We start from the raw sequence: 14521 nt of genomic DNA on the forward strand, positions 1-14521 counted from the left end.
GAAGAGCCGGCGGGCCGAGCGTCGTCAGGCTGCCCGCGGACCACCGCGCGATACGATCTCATGCTGGCGTAGGAACACCGCGCTGTGAGCCGGCCGTCCGGAGAGAGAAAGAGAGTTCATGAGCGAGCGCCAGAATGACGAGCGCGACCAGGTATGGGCCTCGCCCCTGCTCTCCACCCCTTGGTTGCGACGCGCCACGCTCGCCGCCGGCGACGTGATCAGCTGGACCTTCGGTCTGGGCGTGATCCTCGGCGTCAGGCTCGATTTCACGATCACCGAGGTCGAGACGCAGTCCGTGATTCGTTACTGGGTCACCGGCGCCGCTCTGCTCGTCGCGATCGGCTACGCGACCAAGTTCTACCGCGGGCGCTTCATCGTGGGCTCCTTCGACGAGGCGCTCGGCCTCGCCCTGCACATCGGCGGCGTCGCCCTGCTGGCACTTCTCCTGGCACCCGTGCTCTACCCGGACCTCCCCCGAAGCGTCCCGATCCTCGCGCCGCCGGTGGCGCTGCTGGTCTGCGCGGCGTACCGCTGGACCTACCGCTCGATCCGGGAGCGCTTCGAGGGCCAGAGTCCGTTGATGGTCACCCGACGTGCGCTCGTCTACGGCGCGGGCGACAGCGGCCGCCGGGTGGCGCGCCTGGTCCGCAACGACCCGGAGCGCCCGTTCCGGGTGATCGGATTCATCGACGACAACCCCGGCAAGCGCCACCTGCGCATCCAGGGGGTCCCCGTCCTCGGCGACGGCACGACCCTGGCCAAGGCGGCCGCCGAMTACGACGCCAGCGTGATCATCCTCGCGGTTCCCGGGGCGACCGGCGATCTGGTCGGGCGGGTCCAGCGCATCGCCCAGGATGCGGGGCTGCGCGTCTACGTGCTCCCGCGACTCGGCGAGCTGAACGACGGACGCGCCGAGACCGGCATCCGCCCCGTGGAGATCGGGGACGTGCTCGGCCGCCACCAGGTGTCGACCGACATCAGCTCGATCGCCACCTACCTCTCCGGCAAGCGGGTCCTGATCACCGGCGCCGGCGGATCCATCGGCGCCGAGCTGTGCCGCCAGGTGCACCACTTCGGGACCGCGGCCCTGACGATGCTCGACCGCGACGAGTCCGCCTTGCACGCGGTCCAGCTCTCGCTCTACGGCCACGGCCTGCTGGACAGCCCGGAGACCGTCCTGGCCGACATCCGGGACGCCGAGTCGCTGCGCAAGATCTTCGAGGACTACCGGCCGGAGATCGTCTTCCACGCCGCGGCCCTCAAGCACCTGCCGATGCTCGAGCGGTTCCCCGACGAGGGCTGGAAGACCAACGTCCTGGGCACTCTCAACCTGCTGCGCCTCTCCGCCGAGTTCGGGGTCGACAACTTCGTGAACATCTCCACCGACAAGGCCGCCGACGCGAGCAGCGTCCTCGGAGCGACCAAGAGGGCTGCCGAGCAGCTGACCGCGTGGTACGCGAAGGAGACCGGACACCCGTACATCAGCGTCCGGTTCGGCAACGTCCTGGGATCGCGCGGCTCGATGCTGCACACCTTCAACACCCAGATCGCCGGCGGTGGCCCGATCACGGTGACGCACCCGGACGTGACCCGCTACTTCATGACGATCCCGGAGGCGTGCGAGCTCGTCGTCCAGGCCGGGGCGCTCGGCGAGGCCGGCGAGGTGATGGTCCTGGAGATGGGCGAGCCGGTGAAGATCCTCGACGTCGCCCAGCAGATGATCGAGATCTCCGGCGCGTCCAACATCGAGATCGTCTTCACCGGCCTGCGGCCGGGCGAGAAGTTGCACGAGTGCCTCTTCGGGGACGACGAGGACGCGCAGACCACCGCGCACCCGATGATCAGCAGCGTCTCCGTCACCCCGCTCGACCCGGCGGACCTGGGCGACCTGGGTCGGTCAGCCCGCGCCTGATTCCGGCGCCGCGCGGGTGAACATCACCAGCGACAGCGCGGCCGTGGCGAGGCCGAGGATCCCGAAGCTGACGTTGGTCGCCAGCACCAGGCTGGACTCCAGCGCCCGATCGGCTGTCGCGAGTCGCAGGACGACGAAGGTGGCGAGCGCCAGCACGCAGATCCCGGCCACCAGCGGTCGTTCGCCGAGTCCGTCGACCGTCGACCTGAGGAACAGGAAGAGCGCGAGGCCCAGCGCCGCCGGGGCGAGGGCCGACAGCAGGTCCGCCTCGTCGGCGTAGTGGCTCGACAGCAGGACCGTCAGGAGCGGGGCCGCCAGCCACCTCAGCGCGACGAAGAGCGCTCCCCCGACGGYGACGGCGAGAACGAAGTTCGCCATCACGATCCGGCGGGCCGCTGCCCGACCGTGCGACGCGACCCGCGCGCCGATCAGCGGCAGCATCACGATGGCGATCGGGGACGCGGCCGCGGTGAGCAGGCCGAGCAGCACGAAGAAGTAGTTGAAGACGGCCTCGCGGGTGGGTGCGTGAGCCGCGGTGTACAGGCTGACCGGGAGCACGTAGAGGGCGGCGTAGGCGAGGTCGCCCGGTACCCGGCCGAGGGAGGAGCGGAGCAGGGACCCGAAGTCGGGGATGGGTCCGCGGGTCGGTCGCGGCAGCCTGGTGAGGACGACGACGGTGAGCAGCCCGCTCAGCACCGCCCAGACGAGCAACGTGAGCTGCACGCTGTGCACGACCGCGAAAGCCGCGATCGCCGGGAAGATCCCGTTGGCCAGGACCAGCACCCAGGCGCCGGCGCGGAACTGCATCAGGCCGCGGTACAGGCCGTAGAGCATCGCGGTGCAGTTGGACGCGTAGGACATCACCACGACCGCCGCGAGCCGCATCGTGTCAGCGTCCGGGACGATCGACCCCAGCGTGTCCTCCGGGACAGCGACCAGGACGACCAGCACGGTGAGCGCGACGGCGGCGGCGGCCACCAGCTGCAGGTAGAGGATCCGCACGCTCTCGTCCATCACCGGCCGGATCGCGATCCGCAGCGGGATCGCGACGCCGCCGCCGAGCGCGAGCAGCGGGACCAGGAAGGCGAGGTAGCGACGGGCCTCGGAGTAGTCGCTGAGCAGAACCGGGTTCCCGACGAACGCGACGATCTTGTACGCCGCCACGTTGCCGAGCGCGGCCGCTCCGATGGTGGCGAACGTCACCACCAGGGACGCCCGGGTGCTGGGACGCTCTTTCGGCCCGTCGACCACAGGTGTTCCCACGCCACTCCGCATCAGAAATCCGACTCGCACACCACTACCCGCGCTGGTCTGCCGACCAGCGCGGTTTAGGGTATCGCCTAGGCTTCTGCCAGGTTTTCCGGGACCACGTGGGGTCTCGTCCGCCTGCCCCCACCCCGCCCCAGAGGAAGGTCTACGCCCATGACTGCTCCGCGCCCGCGCGTGGTCACCGGAGCAGCGGGTCGCACCGAGACACCGAGGCGTGGATGAGCAGGCTTCTCGCGATCACCGGTCGCTCCCCCTTCTCCACGACCGAAGAGGCCTTCGTCCAGGACGAGCTGGAGACGATGGTTCGTCATCACGTCGACCTGGTCGTCGTCCCGACCCGGATGGCCACCCGTACGCCGAACTCGGGCTCGGTGACCAGCGGGCTGATCGACCACGTGGTCGCGGAGCCGCTGTTCAGCCCCCGGGTCCTGCTCGGCGCCGTGCGGACGGTGCTCCGCCACCCCGTCGCCAGTGTTCGTGCCGTCACCGAGGCCCTCGTCGATGCGGGGTCCCGGCGCAACCTGGCGGCCAACCTGATCTCCGTGCCGAAGGCGCTCTGGCTGGCCGGGTACGTCCGCACGGTCGGAGCGACCCACGTTCACGCCTACTGGTTCGCTCACCAGGCGACGATCGCCATGATCGTCGGTCGGATCGCCGGCGTGCCGTGGAGCGCGACCGGGTTCCGCTGGGACATCGACGCCGGCAACGCCCTGGACGCGAAGATCCGGCGAGCAGCGTTCCTCCGGGTCGCTGACGAGCTCGGTGAGCGGATCCTCCGCGAGCGGGTCGCCTCGTCGGACCGCCCGGACAGTCCGGTGCACCTGATCCGAACCGGCGTCGCGATGTCGCCCCCGGTTCCGTCGTTCGACGGCGCGGACCTCCCGGTCCTGGCGTTCCCCGGCGGCTTCGTGGAGAAGAAGGGGCACCGCTACCTCGCCGAAGCGCTTCGGACCTGGGCCGATGACGGGCGGGCGTTCGAGCTGCACCTCTTCGGCGACGGACCGCTGCGGGGCGATCTGGAGAACCGGTTCGAGTCGGCCGGCATCCGCGGTCGGACGACCTTTCACGGTGCCGTCGAGCTCGAGGTGCTGCGGACCTTCCTGAGGGAGCGGCAGCCCATCGTGGTGCTGCCCAGCATCCGCGCCGACGACGGCCAGGAGGAGGGGATCCCGGTCTCCCTGGTCGAGGGGATGGCCAACAGCTGCCCGGTCGTCTCGACGCGCACGGGATCGATCCCCGACCTGGTCCTCGACGGCTGTGGCTGGCTGGTCCCCGAGCGTGACCCCGACGCCTTGCGCGGTGCCCTGGAGGACGTCCTGTCGCGCCCGGCGCACACCGCGGAGGTCCTGCTGCGCGCCCGTGACCGGGTCGCCGGGGAGTTCGACCGGGAGGTCTCGACCATGCGTCTGGTCGAGCTGTGCGGGGCCGCCGGATGAGTCTCGCCGACGTTCTCCTCCTCGGCGTCGTGGGGGTGCTGGTCTGCTATGCGGCCCTGGTCGTGGTCGCGTTCCGGCGTACCCGGGACCCGGGCTCGACGCTGATCCTCGCCTTCGGCGCGTACTGGACGTTGGTGGGCGCCCTCTACTTCCTGGTGGCCAAGCGCCGAGCCGGTGGGTCCGTCTACACCTACCTCGAGGACCGGCTGTTCCCGGTCAACATCGACTCCGTCTACGCACTGACGCTGCTCGCGTACGCGGTCTTCCTGCTCGTCATGGTCTGCGGGTTCATCGCACTCTCCCGCCAGCACCGGCAGGGAGGCGCCGCGGCGCTGAGCGCGTGGGAGCGGCTCTCGCAGACGTTCGTGCACCCGCGGATGCTCGCGCTCGTCGCTCTCCTGACCGTCCCGAAGATCTACGTCGTGCGCGGGCTGATCGCGGGCAACGCCGATGCCGGGAGCCTCTACGAGGCGACCCGCACGGTGAAGGGAGCGATGGCCTCCCAGCTGCACCTGTACCAGTACCTCAACCTCGCCACCGCGTACCCGCTCACGATCGGCTTCGCCTTGTGGCTGGGATTCCAGAGCGGACGCAAGAGCTACCGGCCCACCCATCGCGCCCTGATCTGGGCGGTCTACGGGGTCCTCCTGGCCGAGGTGATCGGCGAGAACGCGCTGCTGGGCAATCGCGCCGTCCCCCTCGTCGTGATGGCAGGTCTTGCCGCCGGCTGGGCGCGCTGGCGCTACCTGCCGAGCCAGGGACGGGCGCGCAGCGGACTCACCCTGCTGCTCGTCGGCCTGGGCATCGCGGGTTTCCTCGGCCTCGGCGCCATCGGCGACGCCCGCGGCGGCAACCTGACGAGTCCCACCGCGATCGGCGCCAGTCTCGTCAGCAACCTCAAGGATCCCGCGAACATCGCCGTCCAGATCGGCAAGAGCGCCGAGAAGGTCGCCGCGCACATGTCCCTGGTCGGCGTCATCAAGGACGGGCCCGGCCTCCGCCAGCCCTTCGCGGCCAACAGCTACGAGGTCTACACGACTCTCGTGAACGCACCGGCCGACCAGGTCTTCACGATCCACCCGGTCGCGGCCTGGTGGTTGCGCGTCGGACCGGCGGGCATCGTGCTCGCCGGACTGCTGCTCGCCGTCGCCGTGGCGTTCTTCCAGAGACTCGCGTTCCGCCCTCGCGGAGCCGTGTTCTCCGCCTTCGCCCTCCCGGCCGCCGTCCTCCCGGCGGCCGGACTACCGATCATCATGCTGCGCAGCGGCCCCGAATCCCTGCGGGCCCTGGTGATGGAGCTGCTGATCATTCCCGCTCTCATCTGCTTGCCGGCCATCGTGTTCGGCCGGTCGCCGCAGCTCGCCACCCCCGATGCGTACCCAGCCCCGTTGTCCACACCCACAGGAGCCCGCTCTATGTCCACCCCCCTGACCAGCGACGCCACCCGTGCCTTCGACGCGGTCCGGCGATCGTGGTGGATCCCCGTCCTCGCCGCCCTGCTCGGTGCCGTCATCGGTTTCGCCACCTCCTCGTCCGACGGGACGTCGACCTACCAGGCGAAGATCACCACCCCCTCGGTGACCGCGAGCGGCGACGTGAACCCGGACAACCCGCAGGAGTCGCTCGTTCCCGCGGACCAGCTCGCCGTCGCGCTGAAGAGCCAGGAAGTGCGTGAGCGGCTCGGAGCCGTGGTCGACGGAGCGACCTTGGTGGCGACGGTGACCGAGAAGCCCTCCGCGGTCGATCTGCGGGTGACGGCGCCGACCGCGGCACGGGCCAAGGCCGCGACCGCGGCGTACGCCCAGGCCCTGGTCGACGAGTACGACGCCTACATCGCGCAGCAGGCGCAGGAGCGCCTGAACTCGGTCACGAAGGGCATCGAGGCGATCGGCCAGAACCCCGGCGACCAGTCGGTCGCCACGCTGGCCGGGCTGAAGACCGAGCAGGCGTACCTGCAGGAGCTGGTCAACCGCAAGTCGACCGCGCCTCCGGCGACCGAGCTCACCTCGGGCAGCAGCAGCGGTCTGTCCACGAGCATCCTGCTGATGATCGCGTTCGGTGGACTGGCCGCCGCCGTGGTCGGGTTCCTCGGCCTGGGCAGCCGCACCCTGCGCTACACCGACGACGTCACCGGGGTCACCGGCGCGGACAGCCTGGTCGCGTCGGTGTCCGGCAGCGGCAACTGGGCCGTGGGCAACCTGGTCACCCGACTCGCCGGTGAAACCGGCGAGGTCGTCACGCTGGTTCCCGTGGGCAAGAAGGGCATCGACGACCTGCGCGACACGCTCCTGGTGGGGGTGCACGACGCGTCCCGGGTTCGGATCAGCCCTCCGGTCGGCGAGACCGGAGCGGAGAGCCCGGCAGGACCCGTGCTCCTGATCGCCCGCCTCGGGACCGACAACCGGAGCCAGCTCGACTCCACCTACCGCGCGTTCTCGGCCGCCAACCCGCACTTCGTCGGGGTCGTCACCGTCGACCCCGGGGCCTGACCGGACGTCCGCCGTCAGCCGGCGGCGACCTCGTCCAGGGCCCGGCCGAGGATCGCGCCGTTCGCGGCACGGGAGTAGCGCCGGGCGACCAGAGCGCGGCCTGCCTCTCCCCACGCCCGGCGCTGGCTCTCGCTCGCTTCGGCGACGGTACGAATGGCTTCGGTGAGGCCGTCGAACCCGGTGAGGTGACCGCACTCGACGCCGTCCAGCGCGTCTGCCAGGCCCTCCCGGCAGTTGCTGGCCATCGGCAGACCGCACCCGAGGTAGTCGAACACCTTGTTGGGGCTCAACCCCTTGGTCAGCAGGTCCCACGGGGCCAGGACGTGGATCCCGAGGTCGCAGGCGTTCAGGATCGAGATGAGCTCGGTCTTGGGGACCGGGTCACGGAAGGTGACGTTACCCAGGTCCCGACGTGCGACGTCGGCCTGGAGGCCGGCCTTCTCCTGCCCGGCGCCGACGAGCAGGAACTCCACGTCGGGGAGTGCCGCTGCCGCATCGATCACCTGGTCGAGACCATTGGCCTTGCCGTGGGCGCCCGTGTAGACGGCGACGAGCCGGTCCGTCGGCAGGCCCAGCTCGGCACGCAGGCGCGCCTTCTCCCCCGCGTCGGGTAGCTCCGCGACCTCGACGCCGTTGGGGATGGTCAGGATCTTCTCGACCGGGACGCCGAATTCCGCGAGGTGGTCCTCCCAGCCGTTGGTGACGACGACGATCCGCGCCGCGGCCGAGTAGAGAACCCGCTCGACCCGCACCAGGATCCGATGGACCCGTGAGTCCCTCCGCAGCATGCCGGCGGCGACGATCGACTCCGGCCACAGGTCGCGGACCTCGAGGACGAAGGGCACCCGCCGGATCCGCGCCGCCAGGAGTCCGGCACAAGCGCCGAACAGGTGCGGGCTCGAGGCGAAGACGAGGTCGAGACGTCGGCGGGTCACGGTGAAGAAGAACGCCTTCAGGCTGAACAGCAGCCAACCACCGGCCCGCCGGACGGCCGACCCGCGGTACGCAGGAACCGACGCCAGCTTGAAGAGCGGGTCGGTCGTGGTGAACTCGCGCTGCCCGTAGTGATCCCGGCTGGCCGAGAAGATGACGACGTCCCAGTCGTCCACCCGCGAGAAGAGCTCGGCGTTCCGGGTCAGGCCCCACTCGGTGCGAGGCATGGCGAACTGGTTGATCACGACGGCGCGGCGGCTGGGGGCCATGCGTGCGGGCTCCTCGGGGTCGGTGGGTCAGAAGATGCGTTTGATCGTCTGGAGGATGATGCCGAAGTCTCCGCGCAGGCTCCGCGAAGCGACGTAGTCGACGTACATCCTGGCCTTCTGCGGCAGGATCTCCTCGGCGTAGTACGCGATCGGGTCGTCCGCGCGAGCGAGGAGCTCGCTCTCGTTGAACATCAGCAGGCTGGTCGGATCGGTGATGCCCGGACGTACCGAGAGGATCACCTGTCGCTCGTGGTCGGTCCACAGGTCCACGTACTCACGGACCTCGGGGCGCGGTCCCACCAGGCTCATGTCGCCGACGAACACGTTCCACAGCTGAGGCAGCTCGTCGAGCTTGTGGTCGCGGAGGAAGGCTCCCACCCGGGTGATCCTCGCATCGCCCTCCACCGTCACCGCCGGGCCGCCGGCCGAGACCTTCATCGATCGGAACTTCAGGATCTCGAAGGTCGTGCCGTCGAGACCTACCCGCTCCTGCCGGAACAGGACCGGGCCCGGGCTGCTGAACCGGACGGCGACCGCGAGGACGAGCCACAGCGGAGCGAGAAGAACGAGCGCCACGCCGGACGCGGCGACGTCGAACAGGCGCTTCATTCGCCTGACCGGAGCGATGCGGCGACGGTGTCGACCACCCGCTCGACCTGGAGGTCGGTCATGGAGGAGAAGATCGGCAGACTCACGACGCGGTCGAACTCGCGGGACGCGACCGGGAACTGCTCCGGTCGCAGCTTGCCCAGATCGCGCCACACCGGCTGCAGGTGCAACGGGATGAAGTGCACGCTCGTGCCGACACCGAGCTCGGCCATCCGCTGGATGAACCCGTCCCTGTCGGCGCCCTCCGGCAGGCGGATGACGAACAGGTGCCAGGCGTGCTCGTCGCCGGCGGGAGCACGCGGCGGAAGCTCGACCGGAAGGTCCGAGAACGCCTCCAGGTAGCGCTCGGCGATCTCGGTACGCCGCTCCCACATCGCCCGCGCACGGCGGAGCTGGACCAGGCCCATCGCCGCGGCCGGGTCGGTCAGGTTGTACTTGTACCCCGGGGCGACCACCTCGTAGTGCCACGACGGCTTGGTGCTCTGGTAGCGGTCGAACACGTCGCGGTTGATGCCGTGCAGGCGCATCGTCCTGGCCCGGTCGGCGATCTCCGCCGACTCGGTGAAGAGCATCCCGCCCTCACCGGTGGTCATCGTCTTGGTGGCGTAGAAGCTGAAGACCACCGCGTCGCTGTCCCCCGAGCCGATCCACCGGCCGGCCGACTTCACCGGGAACGCATGGGCCGCGTCCTCGACCACCCGGAGATCGTGGCGCTCCGCGAACGCGCGCAGCTCTTCGCGCGGCACTGGCAGCCCGGAGAAGTGCACCGGCATGATCGCCCGGGTGGCCGGCGTGATCGACGCTTCGGCCGCCGCCAGGTCGATGTTCAACGTGACCGGGTCGACGTCGACGAGGACCGGGGTCGCGCCGAGGTACCGGACCACCTCCGCCGTCGCGGTGAACGTCCACGTCGGGACCAGTACCTCGTCACCGGCCTGGATGCCCACCGCCTCCAACGCGAGATGCAGGCCGGCGGTGGCGGAGTTGACGGCGACGGCGTACCTCGCCCCGACGTACTCGGCGAAGTCCTGCTCGAACTGACGCGCGAGGCCGCCCGAGGTGAGCCAGCCGGACCGGACCGCAGCGGCGACCGCCTCCGCCTCCTCGTCCCCCACATCGGGCAGGGCGAACGGGAGAAAGTCCGCAGCCGGATTCATGCAGGCCTCGAGATCATCACGACGCGGTGGGTCCGCAGCAGCGGCACCGCCCGCAGGGCGCGGTACACGAACGGGTGCTGGGACACCCGGCGCGCGATCGGCGGCGCCAGCGTGGCACGGCGCGAAGTGAACCTGCCCTCGGGGAACAGCTCCTTGAGGCGATCGACGGTCACCTTGCGGACATCCGGGTTGGACGGGTTGTCGAACGCGAAGTCGTAGCTCAGCACAGCGCCGCCTGGACGCACCAGGCTCCACATCCGCTCAGCCAGGCGCTGCTGCGCGTCGGGATCCAGGACGGAGGAGAACACCGTCGACTGGTAGACGATGTCGAACGGCTCGCCGAACTCAAGCTCCGTGGCGTCACCTGCGTGGATCTTCAGCGCCTCCGGGAGGCGCTTGCGCGCGGCCGCGACCCGGTCGTCGAGGAGCTCGTTGCCGACCAGGTTCTCCGGCAGGCACCCGAACCGGAGGAACCGGAGCAGATTGTCCCCGGTGCCACAGCCGACCTCGAGCACGCGCAGGTCCCCGAAGGAGCCGAAGCCGGCGTCGAGCAGCATAGTCCGGGTGACCGCGTCGTTCTCCTGGACGGCCCAGAACACCTCGTTGTTCGTCAGGGCGTACCGATCGTCCGGGACCGAGTCCTTGCGCCGCTCGTACTGCGCGCGTACGTCGTCGGCGTTGCTCATACAGCCTGTCCCGTCGGGACCTGGCTCGCCTGTCCGAGGCGGACGAAGGCCACGCCGGGGAAGTTCGTCGGATCCAGCACACCCCGGCCGTCGACGACGCCGGTCGCCCCCGGGAAGTCCTGCTTCCCGGTTGCCGCGTACTCCGGGTGGTCGGTGTGCAGGATCACCGCGTCCGCCGGCTCACCCAGGTGGTGCGGTTCCAGCCCGAGCGCCGCCAGCTCCGCGTCGCCGTACCACGGGTCGTGGACGACGCCGGTCGCGCCACGGGCGGTCAGCTCCTCGATCAGCGGGAAGACGCCGCTGAAGGCGGTCTCCTTGACCCCGGGGCGGTAGCTGGCGCCGAGGACGACCACCTTCTTGCCCCGCACCGGGCCGGCGATGTCCTCCAGCAGGTCGACCGCGTACGCCGGCATGCTCTGGTTGGCGGCGCGCGCCGCGGAGACGACCGTGGCCTCCGGGTCGGTGCTGAGGTACAGCTTCGGGTAGATCGGGATGCAGTGCCCGCCCACCGAGATCCCCGGCCGGTGGATGTGGCTGAACGGCTGGGAGTTGCACGCCTCGATGACCTGGTGCACGTCGACCCCGACCGATGCCGAGAACCGGGCGAACTGGTTGGCCAGCCCGATGTTGACGTCGCGGTAGGTCGTCTCGGCGAGCTTCGCCATCTCGGAGGCCTCGGTGACTCCCAGGTCCCAGACCCCGTTGGGGCGCGGGAGGTCCGGTCGGTCGTCGAAGGTGAGGACCTGCTCGTAGAAGGCGCGGGCCGCCTTCGCGCCGTCGGCGCTGAGCGCACCGATGAGCTTGGGGTACTTGCGCAGGTCTTCGAACACCCGGCCGGTCAGCACCCGCTCCGGCGAGAAGGCGACGTGGAAGTCGGTGCCCTCGGTGAGCCCGGACCCGGCTTCCAGGGCGGGCTTCCAGCGGCCGCGGGTGGTCCCGACCGGGAGCGTGGTCTCGTAGCTCACCAGGGTTCCAGGAGTCAGGTTCGCGGCGATCGAGCTGGTAGCGCTGTCCATGATCCGGAAGTCGGGATTGCCGTCGGCGTCCACGAACAGGGGTACGACGACCACGACCGCGTCCGCGTCCGGGATGGCGTCCGCGTAGTCGGTCGTGGCGCGCAGCGCGCCGCTGCCGACGAGGCGGGCGACGTACTCAGCGAGGTGCGCCTCGCCGGGGAAGGGCTCGACGCCGCGGTTGATCGTGTCGACCGTCGTCTGGTTCACGTCGATTCCGACGACCGTGTGCCCCGCGTCCGCGAACTGTGCGGCCAGGGGCAGGCCGATCTTTCCCATGCCGACGACTGCGATCTGCATCGTCCCATCCTTTCGAGCAGTGTCTCCGGCGCCAGGGGCCGGAGGAGTCTTCATCATGCCAGTGACACTGTCAGGCACTGTCGGCGCTTCCGACCTCCGACGGCACCTGCGGGGTGTCTTTCTCGCGCTCGCGGGCAGTCCTCGACGAGGTCGCCAGCGACGCCGCCACGCCCGCCGCGATCACCATGGTGAACCAGCCGACCGGCGTCTGGAGCACGGGCTCGGTCAACCCGAAGATGAACTCGGCCCCGAGCACGAGCAGCACGAACCGGGCGGCGAGCCGCTGGTCGGGATCGACGTCGCGGCGCAACACCCGCCAGGCGGTGACACCGGCGACCACGAAGACAGCGACGGCGAGGAGAACGCCGATCAGGCCGATCTCGGGCAACGGGTCGAGGAACGAGTTGTGGCCGTGGACGTAGACCCCCCCGGCACCGTCGTAGATCCGCTGCGCGACCGGGTTCGCCGGCGCCGGATCCCACTGGTGGCGCCAGACGGCGCCCCAACCCCATCCCGTGAACGGGCGGTCCTCGCTGACCCGGATCAGCGACTCCCACAACGGGATCCGGCCGGACAGCCGGGTGGGATCGCGATCCAGGGACCGCACCAGCGACGGGAAGTCGACGACGACCGCCAGCCCGACCACCAGGCCTGCGCCCACGCCCAACGCGATCTTCCAGCGGTTGCCGGCGCGTTTCCGGGTTCGCACCGCCAGCAGCGCGAGGGCCAGCACGACGAGCAGGAGGATGCCCAGCTTGCCGGTCGCCGAAGCCGTCAGGTAGACGCCGCCGACCAGCGCGGCCAGGAGCAGTGCCCACGGCAGCCGCAGGTGCCACCGGCCCGGGAAGGTGCACAGCAGGACGCCGATCGCGAGCGCCAGCGTGTAGGACAGGATGTTGCGGTTGCCTTGGATGCCGTTCAGGTGCTCGCTGTAGGACACCGGGTAGTCGATCACCGGCAGCCGGGCCCGCACCTGGTACAGCGAGGCCAGCACCGCCGCCAGCCCGCCCCAGCCGATGCCGAGAACGATCACCGGGATGCGCGCGTTCGCGACCACCAGCGCCGCCAGCGTGGCGATCCACAGGTAGAGGAGCACGGACTTCCCGGTGCTCGCGGGGTCGAGGGACCACAGCAGGGAGACGGTCGCCCAGCCGAGCAGGACGAGGATCGTGACGGGGATCCGCGGAGGCCGGAGCCGGGGCAGGGTCGCCAACGCCAGGGCGAGGGTCAGCCCGCTGGCCACCAGCATCGAGTCCCTGAATTGCGGGATGACGGTCCGCGGGTGGGACAGCAGGACGAAGTCCACCGCGATGACGCACGCCCACGCGATGCCCCGGAGCGAGCCCGGCGACGCCGGAGTGCGCGCCGGAGTGCGCGCCGGAGTGCGCGCTGAGGCGGGCGGCCCGGCCTCGTCCTGCGGGCCGAGCGGACCCGCGAAGGTCACCTACCGGCTCCACGGGCGGTCAGGTCGACCGAACGACCCTCCCGCGCGGACACCAGGCAAGCATCTGCGACGGCCACGGTGGCCATCCCCTCGCGCATCGTGATGATGTCGCTGGCGGTGCCGTTGATCGCGTCCCGGAAGTTCTCGTGCTGGACGCGAAGCGGTTCGGGCTTGGGGATCGCGTAGCGGATGCTGTCGCCTTCGGTCACACCCCGGAACGAGGCGACCTGATCCCATTCCGTGGCCACCACGCCGTTGGCGTGGAAGTGCAGGTCTCCGAGCAACGTGTCCGCGACCAGCGTGCCCTTCTCCCCGGTCACCACCGTCACCCGCTCCTTGAGCGGCGAGAGCCAGTTGATCAGGTGGTTGATCACGATGCCGTTGGCGGACCGCGCCGTGATCGCGATCAGGTCCTCGTGCTCCCGCCCGCTCTTGTGCGCGGTCTGGGCCGACACCATCGCGTACGTCGAGGAGATCACCCACCCGGTGAGGTCGATGTCGTGCGTGGCGAGGTCCTTCACGACGCCGACGTCGGCGATGCGGTTCGGGAACGGGCCCTGGCGGCGGGTCGCGACCTGGTGGATCTCCCCGAGGTCGCCCGCTTCCAGACGGGCCCGCAGCGCACGCAGCGCCGGGTTGCTGCGCTCGATGTGCCCGACGGCGTTGACCAGCCCGGCGGCCTCGAACGCGTCGACCAGCTGCTGGCACTCGGCCTCGTCGGTGGCGAGCGGCTTCTCGATCAGGGTGTGCACCCCCGCGGCGGCGAGCTCGAGCCCCGCACCGAGGTGGAACGCCGTTGGCGTCGCGACGACAGCGGCGTCGATGCCGTGCTCGACCAGCTCGGCCACGGTGGAGAAGACCTGCGCCGAACCCGCCAGGTTGAACCGGTCACCGGCCGGGTCGGCGACACCGACCAGTTCGACGCCCTCGATGGACTGCAGCACCCGGGCGTGGTTACGCCCCATCATCCCGATGCCGACCAGGCCGAAACGCAGCGCGCTCAT

General features: G+C 70.3%; 11 protein-coding genes. 3 read left to right on the top strand and 8 right to left on the bottom strand.

What is annotated here, in order from left to right; translation table 11 throughout:
• Nucleotides 1-118 precede the first annotated feature (118 nt).
• Nucleotides 119-1912 carry a polysaccharide biosynthesis protein gene (locus AB4Y76_RS14730; RefSeq protein ID WP_441926542.1) on the top strand — a complete coding sequence of 598 codons (1794 nt, stop codon included), beginning with the start codon at nt 119-121 and terminating at the stop codon, nt 1910-1912.
• Here the strand turns inward: AB4Y76_RS14730 and AB4Y76_RS14735 are convergent.
• Nucleotides 1898-3175 (bottom strand): hypothetical protein, encoded by a 1278-nt coding sequence (locus AB4Y76_RS14735; protein ID WP_441926544.1) that lies wholly within the window; start codon nt 3173-3175, stop codon nt 1898-1900. The two genes, AB4Y76_RS14730 and AB4Y76_RS14735, sit on opposite strands and share 15 nt — an antisense overlap.
• Nucleotides 3176-3399: 224 nt before the next feature.
• Here AB4Y76_RS14735 and AB4Y76_RS14740 point away from each other — a divergent pair, with 224 nt between their 5' ends.
• Together AB4Y76_RS14740 and AB4Y76_RS14745 are read left to right on the top strand one after the other, a co-directional pair.
• A complete protein-coding gene (locus tag AB4Y76_RS14740) occupies nt 3400-4617 on the top strand; it encodes a glycosyltransferase (protein ID WP_441926546.1) in 1218 nt (405 codons plus the stop codon).
• Nucleotides 4614-7106: a hypothetical protein gene (locus AB4Y76_RS14745; protein ID WP_441926548.1), complete on the top strand. Its 2493-nt coding sequence runs from the start codon at nt 4614-4616 to the stop codon at nt 7104-7106. Before AB4Y76_RS14740 ends, AB4Y76_RS14745 begins: the two co-directional genes overlap by 4 nt.
• Before the next feature lie 14 nt (nt 7107-7120).
• On the opposite strand, the gene AB4Y76_RS14750 is transcribed toward AB4Y76_RS14745, so the two are convergent.
• From AB4Y76_RS14750 to AB4Y76_RS14780, 7 genes are all read right to left on the bottom strand, one after another.
• A complete protein-coding gene (locus AB4Y76_RS14750; protein WP_441926550.1) occupies nt 7121-8308 on the bottom strand; it encodes a glycosyltransferase family 4 protein in 1188 nt (395 codons plus the stop codon).
• A gap of 27 nt (nt 8309-8335) precedes the next feature.
• On the bottom strand, nt 8336-8917 hold the full coding sequence (locus AB4Y76_RS14755; protein ID WP_441926552.1) for a sugar transferase: 582 nt from the start codon (nt 8915-8917) through the stop codon (nt 8336-8338).
• A complete protein-coding gene (locus AB4Y76_RS14760) occupies nt 8914-10074 on the bottom strand; it encodes a DegT/DnrJ/EryC1/StrS family aminotransferase (RefSeq protein WP_441926554.1) in 1161 nt (386 codons plus the stop codon). The genes AB4Y76_RS14755 and AB4Y76_RS14760 overlap by 4 nt, the downstream gene beginning before the upstream one ends.
• A complete protein-coding gene (locus AB4Y76_RS14765; protein WP_441926556.1) occupies nt 10071-10760 on the bottom strand; it encodes a class I SAM-dependent methyltransferase in 690 nt (229 codons plus the stop codon). The genes AB4Y76_RS14760 and AB4Y76_RS14765 overlap by 4 nt, the downstream gene beginning before the upstream one ends.
• The gene (locus AB4Y76_RS14770; RefSeq protein WP_441926558.1) at nt 10757-12073 is read right to left on the bottom strand and encodes a nucleotide sugar dehydrogenase; all 1317 of its coding nucleotides are present in this window, start codon (nt 12071-12073) and stop codon (nt 10757-10759) included. The genes AB4Y76_RS14765 and AB4Y76_RS14770 overlap by 4 nt, the downstream gene beginning before the upstream one ends.
• A 70-nt stretch (nt 12074-12143) precedes the next feature.
• Nucleotides 12144-13517, bottom strand: a complete 1374-nt coding sequence (locus tag AB4Y76_RS14775; RefSeq protein WP_441926560.1) for an O-antigen ligase family protein — start codon at nt 13515-13517, stop codon at nt 12144-12146.
• A complete protein-coding gene (locus tag AB4Y76_RS14780) occupies nt 13514-14521 on the bottom strand; it encodes a Gfo/Idh/MocA family protein (protein ID WP_441926562.1) in 1008 nt (335 codons plus the stop codon). Before AB4Y76_RS14780 ends, AB4Y76_RS14775 begins: the two co-directional genes overlap by 4 nt.

Source organism: Marmoricola sp. RAF53 (assembly GCF_052114005.1).
In the GTDB taxonomy this organism is placed as follows: domain Bacteria; phylum Actinomycetota; class Actinomycetes; order Propionibacteriales; family Nocardioidaceae; genus Marmoricola.